We start from the raw sequence: 17,184 nt of genomic DNA, 5'->3' as shown, positions 1-17,184 counted from the left end.
GCGGGTGTCGGGATTCGCGTGTCGGGACCCGTGCGTCGGGACTCGCGCGTCCGGGGCCCGCTCGACTAGCCCTGTACCTCGCGAACCCAGGCCGTAAGACCCGCCACGAATCCGGCCCGCTCGCTCGGCGACAGCTCGTCGAGGGCGCGGAGCAGTGGCTCGCTCCGCCGGGCGATGAAGGTTTCGAGGTGTGGGCGGTAGGCGTCGCTCAGTGACACCAGGATCCGACGGCGGTTCGACGGATCCTCGGCGCGCTGTACGATCCCGGCCCGGCTCAGTCCGCCGACCAGCTCGCTCGCGGTGGGCAGCGACACATGGAGGCGCCGGGCGATCTCGCTCACGGTCAGCGGCCGGCCGGCCAGCAGCTGGGGGAGTACGGCGCCATGGCGCGGCGTCAGCCCGTACGTCTCCATCGCTTCGCGCAGCGGCGCCGGCATCAGATCCCGCACCACCCCGCCCCGGAAGAACGGCTCCAACAGCGGTACCAGGCCGGTGATGTGGAGCTCGTCGGGGGTCAGTGTCGGGGGTGTCTTCCCGGACTCAGGGGTGTGCGGCATACTGCGAGTGTAAATGGTTCGGTTTTCCGAACTGTTTGGATAGAAGAAAGGTGGTGGAGTCGTGTCCTCGATCAGTTACCGCGATGCCCTCAACGACGCCCTGGAGCGGATGGACGATCTCGGATACGAGCGCGGGCAGGGCGTCGACCTCGCCAACCACGGCCCGATGGGTGCCGAGGCGCTCGCTCTGCTCGGGCAGGAGGACGAGGTCGCCCCGTGGGTACGGCGCTACCGGAGGGCGATGGCGCACCATGAATCGCCCGCCGCGCGCTTCGCCCTGGATCCCGCTGACGAGTCCTCCTGGCGCCCCGCGCTCGGTACCTTCCACCGGGCCGGCGACTGGGAGCGGCTGTTCGTCCGTGAGCTGGCCGAGGGGCACTGGCGCGAGGTCCTCGTCCGCTGGTGGCCGCGCCTGATTCCCGGCTTGTTCGCCGGACTGACCCACGGCCTCATCCGTACCGCCCACGCGGTACGCGGCCTGTACGCCGCCGACGGAGAGGGCGGCGAGCCCACGCGGCTCCAACTCGACGAGCTGGCACGCGGGTTGGCGTACTGGGCCGCCCGCTACACCGCGCTTCCCGGCACCCCGCGCCTCCGCGGTCACCACGATCTGCCCACCGCGGTCGCCACGCTGCCCCGTGTGGCGCAGGACGGCGGACTGGGGCCGGGCACCGCCCGCCACCGCCTGTCCGTCCTCGCCGAACTGCCCGGCTACAACGAGTCGTTGGACTGGCTGGCCTCGGAACGCGCGCCGCGGCTGCTGACCGAGATGACGGCCCAGTTCGCGGACGTCTATCTCGGCCACCCCGAGGTGTATCCGGTCCCGCTGATCCACGGCGTCACCGCGCCTGCCGCCGTACGCCTGGTGCTCCCGCACCTGCCGTACGAGCTGTACGAGCCGACGCTGGCCCAGCTGTGGCAGGTGCAGGCGGCGTTCCTGCTGGCCTTCACGGTCGACCGGCGCGACGAGGGGACGACGGCCTGGCGGTCGGAGATCCCGGAGCCGCCCCCGGTGGACGAACTCGGCGCACGGGCCGCCGAGCACGGAGACGAGCATGTCATCAAGTTCACCGAGGCATGCCTGCGCGAATACGCCCTGCGGCCCGACCCGCGCTACCCGGCCGCCGCCTTCGCCGCGCAGCGGCGCATCGCGTGTCTGGATGACGGCGGGGGTGTCGGCGGTCTGCGGCCCGACACGCCGTAGTGCCGCTCGCTTGCCGCGGGATCCGGGGGAGTGGACGGGGGAATGTCGGTCAGGCCGGGCTGTCGGCTGATCTGCGGGCCGTCGCGCCGGGAGGGGCGCCAGAGGCAGGCGCCCCGTAACTCTTCGTATCGCCGTGGTCGCGCCTCGGGATGGGTCTGGCGCTCCGCGGCGGCGGTCTGGCGCTCCGCGGACGCGAGGGGCGACCACCACGCCGTACGACGGGCCGTCCACCGTTCGCTCCGTCGGACGTCCGCTCGGCGTTACGGCAACATGGCGTACGACGCGCGGCGTCGCCCGGCCCCCTGTGAGGTGGGAGCAACCAGCCCCTTACTACCGGGAAACCGCGCCGTGTATACCGGTTCGTATCGTCGTCGGCGTGACGCGTACTGAACGACGCTTTGTGCCGAAATCGCTGACCCTGCCCGGCTGGCGCACGATCCGCGGCCGGGTGGCCATCGTGCTCGCCGTCCCCACCTGTCTGCTGCTGATCGTGACCGGTCTGGGCGTCGCCGACCGCGCCGCCGACTGGTCCGCGGCGCGGGAGACCGCGGGCCGGGTCGAGCTCATCCTCAAGGCCCAGGATCTGGTCCGCCAGCTCCAGCGCGAGCGCGGCCTCACCAATGGGCTGCTGGCCGGCGCCACGGAATACCGCGACGATGTCACCGCCCAGCGCGCACGCACCGACACCACCCGCACCGGCTTCGACGCCCTGCTCAGGGCGGACGGCGCGAAAACGGACACCGCCGACGCGCTGAAGGACGCGCTCGTCCCAGTCGTCGAGTTGGCCATCGAGCGCCGCAAGGTCGATGCCGGCACTGCCAAGCGCGTACCGACCCTGAACGCCTACACCAAGGCGATCGAAGGACTGATCGCCGCCTCGGCGGCCGAACCCGCCGGTGGTGACCGCGCCCTCGCCGACGCGATGGGCGCTCTGCAGGCCCTCTCCCATGCCACCGAAGCGGTCGCCCTGGAACGTGGCTCCCTCAACGGGGTCTTCGCGGAAGGGCGGTTCAAGGGAACCGAGTTCCTCGACTTCACCGAAGTACGGGCCGACCGGCTGGCCTTCCTGCGTCAGTACGCGGAACTCGCCACGCCCGCCCAGCAGTCCGCGCTCGACACCGCCTTCGCCACGGACGACGCCAAGCGCGTCTCGCGCTACGAGAAGCAGGCCGAGGACGGAGCCGGCGGCCGCCGGCTCGCCGTGGACCCCCGCGACTGGTGGTCGTCGATGACCGCGCTCGTCGATCAACTCCACGGCGTTCAGAGGGATATCGGCAGCGGCGTACGGCAGCGCGCGGACCGCATCGGGGACGATGCGACCGGTCAGCTGGGCGGCTTCATCGGCCTCGGTGTGCTGATCCTCGCGGTCGCCACCGCACTCGCGGTGCTCTCCTCCCGTTCGATCAGCCGGCCGCTGGCCGCACTCGCCGATGAGGCCGACGCGGTGGCCCGTACCGGACTGCCCGCCGCCGTCGGCCGGATCCAGCGGGCCGACGCGGGCGACGATCTCGTCCCCGGACCAGGGCCCTCCCGCCGGATCCCGGGCAGCGCCCGCGAGGTCACCCGGCTCGCCACCGCTCTGCACAACGTCGAGGACACCGCGATCGGTCTGGCGACCGAGCAGGCCGTGCTCCGCCGCAACAGCTCCGAATCGCTCGCCAGTCTCGGCCGGCGCAACCAGGCACTGCTCTCCCGCCAGCTCGGCCTGATCACCACCCTGGAGAGCCAGGAGATCGACCCGGACGCGCTCGGCGAGCTCTTCGAACTGGACCATCTGGCCACCCGCATGCGCCGCAATGCCGAGTCGCTGCTCGTGCTCGCGGGGGAGGAGCTGGCGCCGCGCACCTGGCCGGGGCTGGTGGCGGTGGCCGAGGTGGTGCAGTCGGCGATCGCCGAGGTCGAGCAGTATCAGCGCGTCGCCGTGGTCGACATCCAGGACGGCCGGATACGCGGCCTGGCCGTCGCCGAAATCTCCCATCTCCTCGCCGAACTCATCGAGAACGCGCTGGTCTTCTCGCCTCCGTCACGGCCGGTCGAGATCTACGGCTGGCGCGACGGCGGTGAGTACTGCCTCGCGGTCGTCGACCGGGGATCCGGTATGACCGTCGAGGAACTGGCCCGCTCCAACGCCCGGCTCGCCGGTCGTGAGCCGTTCCTCGTCGCCCCCACACGCTATCTCGGCCACTACGTCGTGGGGACCTTGGCAACCCGACTCGGAGCCCAGGTCGAACTCTGCCCCACCCAGGGCCAGGACGGGACCTGCGGAGTGACCGCGTACATCGCCTTGCCGGCCACTCTGGTGCACGTCCCGGAGACAGAGACGCAGATGGAGACTGAGACGGTGCCGGTGGGCTGAGGCCGGGGCCCGCTCCGGGAATTTCCCGGGCCCCGCCTCAAGAATCGCCCCGCCCCTCGGCGTTGTGGCCTGCAAGGGCGCGCGCAACCCTGCGGGCTCGTCATGGCTGAACACCACGAAGGCGCTCTTGTAAGCGTTCAGAGCGCTTTCGAGGCTTTTCGTTTGCCTTGCCCGCCGACTCCTGCACCCGGCGCTTCAACGTCCCGGCGGCCATCTTCGGCCGGCATTCTTGACGTTGCGTGCGGCATTGCTGGCACGGCGCGCGGCCGTTCACGAGCCCTGCACTCTTCCAGGAGCTCCAGAGCTTGCGACGCGTGTCGAGATCAAGGTTGTCGGTGGGTTCGTCGAGCAGCGGGAGATCGGGCTGCTTCAGCAGCTGAGCCGCGAGGCTCAGGGAGGCCCTGGAGACCGGGGAGATGATCTGGCCCCCGCTGGGGGCGTTGAGTTGCCGGGGCGGCGAGACGTCACCGAGGCCGAGCCGGTCCAGCTGGGCACGGGTGCGCTCCTCGATGTCCCAGTCATTGCCGATCGTGGCGAAATGTTCCTCGCTCGCGTCGTCGGATTCGATGGCGTCCAGCACCTTGGTGACCGGAACGATCTCCAGCACCTCGGCCACGCTCAAATAGGCGGCGAGTGGCAGGGTTTGCGGCAGAGGCCGAGCCTTCCCCTGCCCGAAACCGCGCCACTACGCGATCGGTGTTCACCGGCGATCAGCTTGAGCAAAGCGCTCTTACCCGCGCCGTTGGGCGCGACGAAATCCGTACGGCCAGAGCCTGCAGAGATGGGGTCGGGACGGTCGGGTTCCCCGTCATGGCGTGATTCAGGATGGCACTGGTGTTGACGGTGCGCAGGGCGCGGCGTGGGTCAGGGCGTGACTTTCCGGTGAGGGCTGGGCCGATGTGCGGATCGGGGGGCGGGTCGGTCGCCCCGCCTGCTGATTGTTCTTGGTCCGGGTGCTGATTGTTCTTGGTCCGTGTCGGTGGGGCTGGTTCGTGATGGGTGGGGCGTGGTTGGTGGTCTGCAGTTGGTGGTTCGTGGTTCGTGGTTCGTGTCTGTGGTCTGTGGTCTGTGGTCAGGGGGTTGGTGGTGTTGGTGGTGTTGGTGGTGTCTGTGTCTGTGGTTTCGGTTGGTGTTTCGTAGGCCATAGGTGTGTGTTTCAGGCGTGCTTGCTTGATTGGTGGGGTCGGGGGTGGGTTGTTTCTCGTTTGGTGGGTGGTTCGTGTGTGGTGTGTGGGGTGGTGGTTTGTGGGGTGGGGTGATTGTCGGGTTGTGGGTGGATGGGTTCGTTCGTGGTGTTTGGAGTGGGGGTGGGTTTCGTGTGGGGGGTGGGGGGTGTTGTGTTCGGTATGGAGCCGAGAGAGTTGTGGGGTCGTCATGCGGTGTTGGCGGAGGCTTTTTGTGTGGGGGATGAGCGGGTGAGGGAGGCGCAGGCGCGGTTGGATGAGGCGCAGGCGGATCGGTTGCGGGTGTTGGCGGCTTTTGCGGTGACGGTGGGGAGTGCGGGGGCGGTTGCTGATTTGTTTGGTTTGAGTGAGCGTGAGGTGCGGGTGGCGCGGCGGACGGTGGGGAAGGAGGATGCGCGGGCGGTGGCGGATGAGTTGTTGTCGGCTGCGGCGGCGTCGGCTGTGTCGCGGGCGTCGGCTGGTGTGTCGGGGGCTGGTGTGTCGGGGGCTGGTGGGGTTGTGGGGGATGAGGGTGTGGGGGGTGAGGGTGCTGTGTCGGAGTCGGGGTCGGTGGCGGTGTCGGAGTCGGTGTCGGGGTCGGGGTCGGTTGTGGGGTCGGTGTCGGAGTCGGTGGGGGTGTCGGGGGCGGTGGGTTCGTCGTCGGGTGGTGTGGGTGAGGGGTCTGGTGGGGGTTTGGGTGGGGTGGGGGAGTTGGGTGGGGGTGGTTGGGGGGCGTTGGATGCGGTGTTGGTGGGGAGTTGGCAGACGGGGGTGGATTTGCGGGATTTGGCTGTGGAGTTTGGGCTTGATTTGGGGCGGTTGAGGGCGCGGGCGCAGCAGTTGTCGGCGTTGGGGCGGTTGCCGTCTGGGGTGCAGGAGGGGTATGGGGGTCGTCATCGGCGGCCGGGTGGTGAGGTGTCTGAGGGGGAGTGGGGTGTTGGGGTGTCGCAGTCGGGGGGTTGGGGTGGGGTGTCGTCGGGGCAGGCGGTGTCGTCGGGTTGGTATCCGGGTGCGGGTGTGGGGGAGTCGGTGGCGGAGGTGGCGGCGTTGCCTGCGGATTGGGATCAGGCGTTGGCTGCGTGGGGGCAGTTCGCGGCGCCGTATGAGGAGCCGTCTCCGTCTCCTTCTGCGTCTCCGGCTGGTGCTGGGGTGGGGCAGCCGTGGGCCCAGTACCACCTGAGCTCATGACGTACTGCATGACCGGGCAGCGGTCAGGGGGCTGACCAACTACCCATGCTTCTCAGGGGTTACCCGCTCCTGGCGGAGAGCGGCGCCTTCAACGACACCGCCGAAGTCATGGATGGCCGCCACCACACCGGTCAGGATCTCGCGCGCGGAATACCGTCGAGGAATGCCCCCAGGGGCCCGGCTCTCACTCCGGTCCTCGTATGCCTGCACGCGGGCTCCCTCACCACCTCGGGGACGGAGCCCACGGCCCATGACGCATGGACGGCTCATGATCCATGGAGGCCCATGACGCATGGCGAGGTCACCCGCTGAGGTGTTCCCCCGAAGTGCCCCTGCCTATGCCCCGCCATACACCGCCGCACGGGCCCGCGCATACGCCTCGCGGATGTGGCGGCCGGTGGTGTGGCCGGTTTCGGGGGAGCCGGGGAAGTGACGGGCCGGTGAGGCGACCGGCCACTGGGGCGGCTCCGGAGTGCCGGCCAGCGCCCAGGCGGCCTGGCGGGCCGCGCCGAGGGCGACGTATTCGTCAGGTTCCGGCACGGTGACCGGGACGCCGAAGATATCGGCGGCGATCTCGCCGACCACCGGGGCCTTGGCCGCGCCCCCGATGATCAGGACGCGCCGGGCACCGATGCCCTGCGCACGCAGCTCGTCGAGCGCGTCGGCCATATTGCACAGCATGCCCTCGACCGCGGCCCTGGCGAGCTGCGGCGGATGCATGTTGGCCTTGCGCATACCCATCAGACTGCCTGCGGCTTCGGGGAGATCGGGTGTGCGTTCGCCGCCCAGATACGGCAGGAAGACCAGACCGCCGGCGCCGGGCTCGGCCTCGCGGGCGAGCCGGTCGATGTCGGGGAGTCCGGTGCCGAGCATACGTGCCGTGGAGCTGAGGACGCGGGCGGCGTTCAGGGTGCACACCAGCGGCAGAAACCGGCCGGTCGCGTCGGCGAATCCGGCGACGGCACCGGTGGGGTCTCCGACCGGGTGCTCGGAGACCGCGAAGGCCGTGCCGCTGGTGCCCAGCGAGATCACCACATCACCCGGCTGGATGCCGAGCCCGAGGGCCGCGCCCATGTTGTCCCCGGTCCCGGCGGCCACGAGGGCACCGTACGGCGTGCGGCCCGCGGCCTCGTACGGGCCCAGGACGTACGGCAGTTCGGGGGCGCGGCCACCGAAGGCGAGGGTGAGGAGGTCATGGCGGTAGGCGCCGTCGGCCGGTGACCAGTAGCCCGTACCGGAGGCGTCTCCCCGGTCGGTGACCGCTTTCGCGCCGCTGCCCGGACCGCCGCACAGCCGCCAGGTCAGCCAGTCGTGCGGCAGCATGACCCGGCCGGTGCGGTCCGCGAGTCCGGGCTCGTGCTCGGCCAGCCAGCGCAGCTTGCTCACGGTGATGGCCGCCACCGGGACGGTGCCGACGGCCCGTGCCCAGCTCTCCGGACCGCCGAGTTCGCCGACGAGGTCGGCGGCGGCCGGTGCCGAGCGGGTGTCGTTCCACAACAGGGCGTCGCGCACCGGCTGTCCGGCCGCGTCGAGTGCCACCAGGCCGTGCTGCTGCCCGGCGACCGCGATCGCGTCCACGTGCTCCAGCAGGCCGTCGCCCGCTTCGAGGAGCGCCCGCCACCAGGTCTCGGGGCCGACCTCGGTGCCATCGGGGTGGGCTGCCCGGCCTTGGTGCAGGACCTTCCCGGTGGCGGCGTCACAGACGACGACCTTGCAGGACTGGGTCGAGGAGTCCACCCCGGCAACTGTCGGCATGAGGGTTTTCGCTTCCGTATGAGAGGGATACGAGAGGGATCGGGGGACGAGGGGGTGGGGGGTGGTTCGCCAGGTGTTTCGAGGAGCCGGACGCTGTTCGGGCCTCAGGCGTCCGGGCCTCAGATGCCCGGCCTCAGATGTCCGGCTTCAGACGCCCGGACCTCAGGCGTTCGGGCGGATCTGGATCTTGCGGCCGGAGCCGTCGCGGAACGCCTGCAGCGCGGCGGGGAATTCGTCCAGCCCGAAGCTGTGCGTGATCATGGTGTCGGCGTCGATGACGCCCTTGGCCATCAGGTCCACCGCCCGGCCGAAGCTGTGCAGGACGGCCATCGACCCGACGATGGTGATCTCGTCGTTGTAGACGCTGAACGGGGAGAAGGACGCCTTGGCGGCGGAGGGGGCGACGCCGAACTGCTGGAACGTACCGCCGCGGCGCACCCGGGTCAGGCCGTCCTCGATGACGGGGATGACGCCGGTGCAGTCGATCACGGTCTCCCAGCCCTGCGGACGGTCCAGGGCATCGGCGTGCACACCGGTGGCGTCCGCGCCGAGCCGGTCCGCGATCCGCAGCCGGTCCTCGTTGATGTCGACGACGGACAGGGACGCGGCACCCGCCGCCCTGGCGAGCTGAAGCATCATCAGGCCCATGGTGCCCGCGCCGTGGATGAGGTAGTGATCGCCGAGCCGGCGCGGCAGTACGTCGAAGCCGCGTACGGCGCAGGACAGCGGCTCGATCAGGGTGCCCTGGACGACGTCCACACTCTCCGGCAGCCGGTAGCAGTTGGCGGCCGGCACCTTCACATACTCGGCCATCGCACCGTCCACGGTGTCGCCGATCGCCCCCCACTTCTCACAGAGATTGCCGTGCCCGATGGCGCAGTAGTGACAGGCACCGCAGAACAGCGACGGGTCGACCGCGACCTGTTCCCCGGTACGCAGACCGGTCACTCCCGCACCGAGCGCGACGATCTCGCCGGTGAACTCATGACCGGGGACGATCGGGTACGGTGTGGGCGCGAACTCACCCTGGACGATGTGCACATCGGTACCGCAGATCCCCACGGCCGCGGGGGCGACGAGGACCTCGCCGGGCCCCGGGGTGGGGTCGGGAACGGTGGTGACCCCGAAGTGCTCCGGGGTGTCGATGACGATGGCACGCATGGACGGGGGCCTTTCAGGGGCGGGGGAGGCGGTGTGGGGCGGGCGCCGTGTTCTCGGCACCGGCGTCTCAGTTCTCGGGATCGAGGGTTCATTTCTCGGGCTTGACGGTGCGGACTTCCACCCCCATGTCGCGGACGGGCCGGAGTTCGCCCTCGGGCGTCGCGGTGTCCGTGACCAGCAGGTCGTAGCCGCTGACATCGCCGTACGCGTAGGTGGCCGTACGGCCGAACTTGCTGTGGTCGACGGCGAGTACGGCACGGTCCGCGGCCTGCAGAAAGACCTCCTTGTTGTCCGCGTACTCCCGCACCGGGTGGAAGAGCCGGCCGGCGCTGACCGAAGTGGCGGTGACGAAGGCGATGTTGGCGCGGATGTGCTGGAGCTGGCGCCGGGTCTGCGGCCCCGCGCACGATTCGAAGTCCTCGTAGAACCGGTCGCCCAGCAGCGTGACCTCGGCGGGGGAGCCGGCCAGGAGGTAGGTGACGCGGAGCGAATTGGTGATCACGTGTATCCCCTCCATCCCCGCGAGCCGGCGGGCGAGCGGGAAGAGCGTGGAACCGCAGTCGATGAGGACCGTGCTGCCCGGGGTGATCTCGTCGACGAGCGCGTCCGCGATGGCGGTCTTCTCCGCCATCCGGGTGTGCTCGCGGAAGCGCAGCGCGCTCTCCATCGTGACGTCGGAGAAGGACGACGCCACCCCGCGGCCCTTGCGGACCAGCTGCCGCTCGCTGAGATTGTCCAGGTCACGGTGCATGGTCATGACGCTGACGTGCAGCCGCTCGGCGAGGTCGGCGATACGTATCTCGCCCTCCTCGGCGACCTGGCGCAGCACCGCCTGGCGGCGCTCCTCCACCTCTGCCTCGGAACCGCGACTCGGCCTCATCGCTGGGCGCCCCCGATCGTTTCCTGGTTGCCGCTCCACTGCCGCGGCTCTCTTTGCACCATAGAACATCACACACTTTATGTGAATTCATTGAATTTTTCTGAGAAGGTGTTCAGGGTGGTGATCGTGTCCGGGCATCCGTCCGGCCGGTCAGGAGGTCCCCGCCGTCATGTCACCGTCCCGCACCACCTTCGCCGGAATACCCCGCGCTCTCCTCTGGGGCTACGCCGGCGTACTGCTGTTCATGATCGGCGACGGTGTGGAGACCAGCTATCCCCCCACGTACTTCAGGACCGACCTCGGCTTCGCCGAGGCGAGCGTCGGCATCGTCTTCACGCTCTACGGCATCACCGCCGCGATCGGCGCCTTCCTGGCCGGCGGACTGTCCGACCTGTGGGGCCCGCGCAAGGTGATGATGACCGGCGCCGTCTGCTGGGTGGTCTGCCACGCGCTGATGCTCGCGGTCGCCATCCCGGCCCACTCCTACCCGCTGATCCTGCTCGGCTACGGCATACGCGGCTTCGGCTATCCGCTGTTCGCCTACGGGTTCATGGTCTGGATCATGGCGGGCGCCCCGGAGCGCCAACTCGGCAAGGCGCTGGGCTGGTTCTGGTTCTGCTTCACCATGGGCTACCCCGTCCTCGGCTCGGCCCTGGTCTCCGTCCTCAAGCCCGCGATCGGCTTCTACGACACGCTGTGGGTCTCGCTCGGCATGATCGTCGCGGGCGCCCTGGTCGTCCTGCTCCTGCTGCGCGAACGCTCGGGATTCCAGGGCCTGTCCAAGGGGCCGGAGCGCACCAGCCTCACCCGCACCCTCGCCGGCTGCTTCACCGTCATGTTCGCCAGGCCGCGCGTCGGCATGGGGGCCGTCGTCCGGCTCATCAACACCACCTCGCAGTTCGGCGTGTGGGTCTTCATCCCGCTGTACCTCGTCGACCGGGTCGGCTTCGCCGCCGAGGAATGGGCCGCACTGCTGATCGTGATGATGGTGAGCAATCTCGCCTGCGTCGTGCTCTTCGGTGCTCTCGGCGACAAGTGGAGCCGCAGGAAGACCGTCGCCTGGCTCGGCGGAGGCGTCTCCGCGGCGGCTTGTCCGGCCCTGTACTACGCGCCCGCGACCGTGGGCCACGACTATCTGCTCGTCGCGATCGCCGCGGGCGCGCTGGGCGTCGGCATGGCCGGATACGTACCGCTGCCCCCGCTGATGACCGCCCAGGCCCCGGAACGCAAGGGGCAGGTCACGTCCGCGTACACCTTGGGCGCCGGCGCCAGCATGACCTTCGGCCCCCTCATCGGCACCGTCTTCATCGGCCCGCTCGGCATCCAGGGCGTCATGTGGATCTACGCCGCGCTGCATCTGCTCAGCACCGTCCTCGTGCTGTTCATGAAGGCGCCGACGGGGACGGATGCGGTGGCCGGGGCGGGCCGGAACACAGCCGACGGCGAGCGCGTGACGGAACGGAAGGAGCGGGCGGAACCGGCGGTCGCGGCCCGGTGATCGACGGCCCGAGGTGCCCGCTCCCGCCGGGTTTGGCGGAGCCGCCCCCGTATACGTAAAGTTCCGCCGGAGCCTGAATAGAACACACGATCCCACGAAAGCGCGGCACGGCGATGACGGTGACAGAGAACGGCCGGGCCGATGGCGCGGGAATCGACCCTGAGCGGATGGCGGTCTGCCTGAGCGTGCTGGAGGAACTCGACGCGCTGCCGCTCGACCACCCCGACGCGATCACCGTACGGCGCGCCACCGCCGGCATCTTCCGGACCGTGAAGCAGCGTCGGCGCAAGGAGCGCCGGGCGGCCAAGACGGCCCACGACCGGGCGGTGACCGAAGCGACGGCCACCGGAGCCGCGGACCGGATCGATGACGAGACCCTGGGGCGGGCCCTCGCCAGCTCCGTGTCCACGGAGATCGCCGGCATTCTGCAGCGGCCCAGGTCCTGCTACGTCTGCAAGACCCGATACGTCGAGGTCGACGCCTTCTACCACCAGCTCTGCCGGGACTGCGCCAAGGAGAACAGGGCGCGCCGCGACGCCCGTACGGACCTCACCGGCAGGCGCGCGCTGCTGACCGGCGGCCGGGCGAAGATCGGCATGTATATCGCGCTCCGGCTGCTGCGCGACGGCGCCCACACCACCCTCACCACCCGCTTCCCGAACGACGCGATCCGCCGCTTCACGGCGATGCCGGACAGCGCGGACTGGCTGCACCGGCTGAAGATCGTCGGGATCGATCTGCGCGATCCGGCCCAGGTGATCGCGCTCGCCGACTCGGTGAGCGCCGAGGGCCCGCTCGACATCCTGATCAACAACGCCGCGCAGACCGTCCGCCGGTCGCCCGAGGCGTACGGACAGCTGGTCGCGGCCGAGTCCGCACCGCTGCCCGCCGGAGAGCTGCCCGCCTCCCTCGTCATCGGCCATTTCGGCAGCGGCGCCCCCGCCGCCCTGCCCGCCGCCACCGCCGGGCAGGGCGAGCTGACCGCCGAGAACCTCACCGCCCTCGCCCTGACCAGCGGCTCGGCCTCGCCCGCCCGCATCGAGGCGGGCACCGCGATCGACGCGGGCGGGCTGGTGCCGGACCTGCACGACACCAACAGCTGGATCCAGAGGGTGGACGAGGTCGACCCGGTCGAGCTCCTGGAAGTCCAGCTGTGCAATATGACCGCGCCGTTCCTGCTGGTGAGCAAGCTGCGCCCGGCGATGGCCGCGGCCCCCGCGCGCCGGAAGTACGTCGTCAACGTCTCGGCGATGGAAGGCCAGTTCAGCCGCGGCTACAAGGGCGCCGGCCACCCGCACACCAATATGGCCAAGGCGGCGCTGAACATGCTGACCCGTACCAGCGCCCGGGAGATGCTGGAGACCGACGGCATCCTCATGACCGCCGTCGACACCGGCTGGATCACCGACGAACGCCCGCACCCCGACAAGATGCGACTGGCCGAAGAGGGCTTCCACGCCCCGCTCGACCTGGTCGACGGAGCCGCCCGGGTGTACGACCCGATCGTCCGCGGTGAGCTCGGCGAGGATGTCTTCGGCTGCTTCCTCAAGGACTACGCGCCCGCGGACTGGTGATCCGCCGGTGATCGGCGCGGTGACCTCCCCGGCGACCGGCGTTCGCGTTCCAGCGTGGCGAGCGTCTCCGGTGTCGCGTCCGGGAGGTGGATGCCCCGGGGCTTGTCGAGGCACGGGAGGATCTGCTGGATGATCCGGGTCGGCAGCCCGGCATCGAGCAGTCCTCTTATCTGCGGGACCCGGTCGACGAAGCGCTCGTCGTACTCGCGGTAGCCGTTCGGGGCACGCTCCGCGACGATCGGTCCCTGCTGCTCCCCTCTAGTAGCGCAGCAGCCGACGAGGCGTGCCGGTGCGCTCCGACAGCTCTCCGATACGCATGCTCCACCCCAGACCTAGCGCACGCCGTAGACCTTGCGCACGCCGTAGACCTTGCGCACGCAGTGTTCGCGTAGCCCCTCACACCCATGTGAAGGTTCCGGCGTAGGCCGTGCAGACGCCGTGTGCGTCTGCCCTCGCTTCGTCGGACTGGGACTTCGCGCGACCGGCCGCTCAGCCTGGCGCGTCAGCGGCCCCCGTGGGATCCTTTGCGAGAAAGCACAACAGAATACGCCAAAACACAAAGAAGCACATCAAAAGCTCAGGAATGGGGGCGAAATGACTGCGATCAGGGAAACCATTGATATCTCCCGTCGCCCCGAAGACGTCTTCGACTACGTGACCGACCCTTCCCATCTGCCCGAGTGGCAGGAGAGCGCGGTGTCGGTGAGCCCGGTGGGCGACGCCCCGCTCGAAGTGGGTTCGCATGTCGTGGTGACCCGCCGGATCGGCCGTCGGGAATTCCCGATGACCGCTGAGGTCGCGGAGCTGGATCCGCCGCGGAGCTGGCGTATGCGCGGCATCGACGGTCCCGTCAGGGGCGATGTGAAGGGCACGATCGAGCCGCTCGGCGACGGCGAGCGGTCGCGCGTGACCATGTCACTCGACTTCGAGACGCATGGCATCGGCAAGATGCTCGGACCGCTCGTCGTCCGTCCGCACGCGCGGAAGGAGATGCCGAGGGACGAGCAGAAGCTGAAGGGATTGCTTGAGGGGAACGCGTAACGGAATTCCGGCGGGGCCGTCGTGAACAACGGCGGCCCGCTGCCGTGCCGTTCGCCGGACGGTGGGCAACACACCAGCGTAGGCGGCTTCTTGAGGCGACCGACAGGCGACCTCTTGAGGCGGCCGACGACGGTCAGGCGTGTTCTCCGAGTACGGAGTAGGCCCGTTCCGGGCCCTGTTCGTAGCCTGCGCCCAGCTCGACGTAGCGGTGGCCTGCGGCCGTGCACGCGTCACGCAGCGCCCGGCTCCGCTCCGTGACCCACGCTGCGATCTGCTGGTAGGTGGCGTCATCGGCGCCATCGAGCCAGTCCGGTGCGGCCCGCAGCTCATCGGCTGTCAGCGCGGTATTGCCGAGGAAGACGGAGACCAGTGGCAACCCGTGAGCGGCGGCGGCCGTCGCGGCAGCCGGTGTCACGATGTCGCCCTCGACGGCATAGCCGTCCAGGGGATCGGACTCATCGAGGCCGTCCGCCACCGCGCGGAGGAACGCGACGAGGAACGGCTGCGCCAACGCGGCCTTGTCCGGATGGGTACCGTTGCCGCACTCCGTGGTGCGGCGCGGCGTTCTGCAGCATCGACACCAGCGCGTCCGCCGGGCAGCCCGGAATGCCGACGCGCTCCGGAAGCATCTGGGCGAGGGTGCTCTTGCCCACCCGTGGGGGCCCGCCTATCAGGTAGATCACGTGCCCGTATCCCCGTGGGTAGGCAGGCTGTCCCGTGAATTGCGGCTTCCTGATCACTGCGGCCGCGACCGACCGGCGGCAAACCTGCCCTCTCCGCTCGCTGACGGGGTGACCTGCGGGCAACGGTGTGGTCATCACTCTTGTCGGCGAATTACGGACCGCAGCGCGTCTCCTGTTATTTGTCGGATCGTTGGGCAATCAGCATGACCTTTGACGTGCTTCGGCGTGACCGTCAACGCGTCTGTGCCGGCACGGAATACGACCGACCGGCTCACTGCCCCAGGAGGAATCCCCCATATGCGTCCGCGCACCGCGTTCACCGCACTCACATCGGCCGTTGTCATGGCGAGTGCGACGCTGCTTACCCTGGCCCCTGCCGCGTCTGCGCACCAAGAAGGGCCTACGCCACAGGAATTCGTCGATCGGGGCGGTGTCGTGAAGATCTGCACCCGCGGCACGCTGTTCGACGGAATGGTCAACCTCGGCTGTCGGGCGCCGCATTCCCTTACTCCCGCCACTACCTGGCACGATCTGCGGCAGGAGGAAGACGCGGTGGCGCCGATGCTGTGCAAGCCGTCCTTGGCGAACGAGGCCTTCGAGAGCACTGAAGTCGCCGCGCTCGGCGCCGGCGCCGCATTCCAGTGCACGCCGGTCCCGCAGGCGTGGGGTCCGTAACCGGCACTGGCTCGTCTGGAGCGGCGGTCTTGGCCTGATCCTCGCGCTTCCCCGCGTGCGGATCGGCGGCGCGAGGCCGCCGCTGTGCATGACGTGAACTCTGCTGTTTCCGTACGGGAATCGGCGCGGCGCCCAGTCCGCGCACTGGTGGTGCCCCGGGGGCGGCTGGACGGGCTTCTCATCACGGCCGTCAATGCCCGAATAAACCGCGACTCGCCCACTATAGGGTGAATGTTGACATAGGGAATCGTTTCGCCAGGCTATGACCCCTACATGTCAAGCAGCCACTGGTGGCGCCGAGTTGTCGCCACAGCAGCTTCCCTGGCCCTCATCGGCCTCACCGCCTCAACCTCCGCCGCAGCAACCACTGCCGAAACCACCGCCGAAACCGCCGCCTCCCACCTGACCCCGCCGGATCTGCCGGAGCCCTCGCCCGTCGGTGTGGCGCGCACGGAACTGGCCGGACTCCGGGTCGAGGCTCCGCATTCGATGGACGGCTACAGCCGTGCCAAGTTCCCGCACTGGATCAAGCAGGAGGGGGAGTGCGACACCCGTGAGACGGTCCTCGCCCGCGACGGCGAGGACGTGCAGCAGGACGACATGTGCCGGGCGATCTCAGGGAGTTGGTTCAGCGAGTACGACAGCGAGTGGCTCACCTCGTCGAGACAGCTGGACATCGACCACATCGTGCCCCTGGCCAACGCCTGGCGCTCCGGTGCGGACGAATGGACCACCCAGCAGAGGAAGAGCTTCGCCAACGACCTGACGGATCCGCAGCTGATCGCGGTCTCCGCGTCCAGCAACCGGCAGAAGGGCGACAAGTCCCCGGACCAGTGGGCGCCACGGTACGCGTACTGGTGCACCTACGCACGGGCCTGGATCGACGTCAAGCACCTCTACGAACTGAATGTGACCAGGCCGGAGTCGGCCATGCTCGCCGACATGCTGGACACCTGCGATCAGTGAGCAGGTCCGGCACGGCACGCTCACCGAACCGGTCACGGCCGGCCCCGGCGCGGATGCCGGGGCCGGCCGTGACCGGATGATCCGAGAGGAGCGCCTAGCTCTCCGACTCTGAATACGGGACGGGCCGGACGACCGTGTCCGGGCCGGGGCTCATGAGGGTTTCGTGGCCGTCCTCGAACCGGACGCGGTAGGGAGGCCCGCCATTGCTTCCCAGCACCTCGATGACCTCCGCCGTCCGGTTCTGCTGACCGACGATCCGGCCATGGACAAGGAGCCGGTCACCCACGCTCGCCTGCATTCTCGTCCTCCTCGTACGTATTGGGCGGCCTGCCGCCGAACACCGCGGACGTACCCATGCCCGACCGGAGGTATGTGCGATGCCACTCGAATGGTCAGGTACCGGCTCCGGCCGACGGGGCGGCGCCCGTTCCTGACACTCCGCTCGGCCGGCCGCCGCCTCGCCATCACCCGAGTGGCGGCCCG

General features: G+C 69.6%; 13 protein-coding genes and 2 pseudogenes. 7 read left to right on the top strand and 8 right to left on the bottom strand.

What is annotated here, in order from left to right:
- Window positions 1–65 precede the first annotated feature (65 nt).
- A complete protein-coding gene (locus K9S39_RS02600) occupies window positions 66–557 on the bottom strand; it encodes a MarR family winged helix-turn-helix transcriptional regulator (protein WP_248861684.1) in 492 nt (163 codons plus the stop codon).
- Window positions 558–618: 61 nt separating this feature from the next.
- On the opposite strand from K9S39_RS02600, the gene K9S39_RS02595 reads away from it, so the two are divergent.
- Window positions 619–1,761, top strand: coding sequence for a questin oxidase family protein (locus K9S39_RS02595; RefSeq protein WP_248861683.1), 1,143 nt, complete (start codon window positions 619–621; stop codon window positions 1,759–1,761).
- 376 nt (window positions 1,762–2,137) lie between these two features.
- The gene (locus K9S39_RS02590) at window positions 2,138–4,117 is read left to right on the top strand and encodes a sensor histidine kinase (protein WP_248861682.1); all 1,980 of its coding nucleotides are present in this window, start codon (window positions 2,138–2,140) and stop codon (window positions 4,115–4,117) included.
- A 298-nt stretch (window positions 4,118–4,415) separates the two neighbouring features.
- On the opposite strand, the pseudogene K9S39_RS02585 reads toward K9S39_RS02590, so the two are convergent.
- The 4 genes and pseudogenes from K9S39_RS02585 to K9S39_RS02565 form a co-directional block, all read right to left on the bottom strand.
- Window positions 4,416–4,897 (bottom strand): annotated as a pseudogene (locus K9S39_RS02585) (ATP-binding cassette domain-containing protein); the annotation flags it as partial.
- 1,907 nt (window positions 4,898–6,804) lie between these two features.
- Window positions 6,805–8,223, bottom strand: a complete 1,419-nt coding sequence (xylB, locus tag K9S39_RS02575; RefSeq protein ID WP_248861681.1) for a xylulokinase — start codon at window positions 8,221–8,223, stop codon at window positions 6,805–6,807.
- Window positions 8,224–8,385: 162 nt separating this feature from the next.
- On the bottom strand, window positions 8,386–9,384 hold the full coding sequence (locus K9S39_RS02570) for a zinc-dependent alcohol dehydrogenase family protein (RefSeq protein WP_248861680.1): 999 nt from the start codon (window positions 9,382–9,384) through the stop codon (window positions 8,386–8,388).
- Window positions 9,385–9,472: 88 nt separating this feature from the next.
- On the bottom strand, window positions 9,473–10,264 hold the full coding sequence (locus K9S39_RS02565) for a DeoR/GlpR family DNA-binding transcription regulator (RefSeq protein ID WP_248861679.1): 792 nt from the start codon (window positions 10,262–10,264) through the stop codon (window positions 9,473–9,475).
- A gap of 169 nt (window positions 10,265–10,433) precedes the next feature.
- On the opposite strand from K9S39_RS02565, the gene K9S39_RS02560 reads away from it, so the two are divergent.
- Both K9S39_RS02560 and K9S39_RS02555 read left to right on the top strand, forming a co-directional pair.
- On the top strand, window positions 10,434–11,762 hold the full coding sequence (locus K9S39_RS02560; RefSeq protein WP_248861678.1) for an MFS transporter: 1,329 nt from the start codon (window positions 10,434–10,436) through the stop codon (window positions 11,760–11,762).
- A gap of 113 nt (window positions 11,763–11,875) precedes the next feature.
- Window positions 11,876–13,336 carry an SDR family NAD(P)-dependent oxidoreductase gene (locus K9S39_RS02555; protein WP_248861677.1) on the top strand — a complete coding sequence of 487 codons (1,461 nt, stop codon included), beginning with the start codon at window positions 11,876–11,878 and terminating at the stop codon, window positions 13,334–13,336.
- Between the two features lie 38 nt (window positions 13,337–13,374).
- Here the strand turns inward: K9S39_RS02555 and K9S39_RS02550 are convergent.
- Window positions 13,375–13,654: pseudogene (locus K9S39_RS02550) on the bottom strand (MerR family transcriptional regulator); the annotation flags it as partial.
- Window positions 13,655–13,930: 276 nt separating this feature from the next.
- Here K9S39_RS02550 and K9S39_RS02545 point away from each other — a divergent pair.
- Window positions 13,931–14,377 (top strand): SRPBCC family protein, encoded by a 447-nt coding sequence (locus K9S39_RS02545; protein WP_248861676.1) that lies wholly within the window; start codon window positions 13,931–13,933, stop codon window positions 14,375–14,377.
- 133 nt (window positions 14,378–14,510) lie between these two features.
- On the opposite strand, the gene K9S39_RS02540 is transcribed toward K9S39_RS02545, so the two are convergent.
- Window positions 14,511–14,888 carry a hypothetical protein gene (locus tag K9S39_RS02540; protein ID WP_248861675.1) on the bottom strand — a complete coding sequence of 126 codons (378 nt, stop codon included), beginning with the start codon at window positions 14,886–14,888 and terminating at the stop codon, window positions 14,511–14,513.
- A gap of 469 nt (window positions 14,889–15,357) precedes the next feature.
- Here K9S39_RS02540 and K9S39_RS02535 point away from each other — a divergent pair, with 469 nt between their 5' ends.
- Together K9S39_RS02535 and K9S39_RS02530 are read left to right on the top strand one after the other, a co-directional pair.
- Window positions 15,358–15,735, top strand: a complete 378-nt coding sequence (locus K9S39_RS02535; protein WP_248861674.1) for a hypothetical protein — start codon at window positions 15,358–15,360, stop codon at window positions 15,733–15,735.
- 273 nt (window positions 15,736–16,008) lie between these two features.
- The gene (locus tag K9S39_RS02530) at window positions 16,009–16,701 is read left to right on the top strand and encodes an HNH endonuclease family protein (RefSeq protein WP_248861673.1); all 693 of its coding nucleotides are present in this window, start codon (window positions 16,009–16,011) and stop codon (window positions 16,699–16,701) included.
- Window positions 16,702–16,795: 94 nt separating this feature from the next.
- Here the strand turns inward: K9S39_RS02530 and K9S39_RS02525 are convergent, their stop codons facing one another.
- Window positions 16,796–16,999, bottom strand: coding sequence for a DUF1918 domain-containing protein (locus tag K9S39_RS02525; protein ID WP_248861672.1), 204 nt, complete (start codon window positions 16,997–16,999; stop codon window positions 16,796–16,798).
- Between the last annotated feature and the right edge of the window lie 185 nt (window positions 17,000–17,184).

Origin of the sequence: Streptomyces halobius, assembly GCF_023277745.1 — a bacterium.
GTDB lineage: Bacteria > Actinomycetota > Actinomycetes > Streptomycetales > Streptomycetaceae > Streptomyces > Streptomyces halobius.
This window is presented reverse-complemented; position numbering and strand designations above follow the sequence as displayed.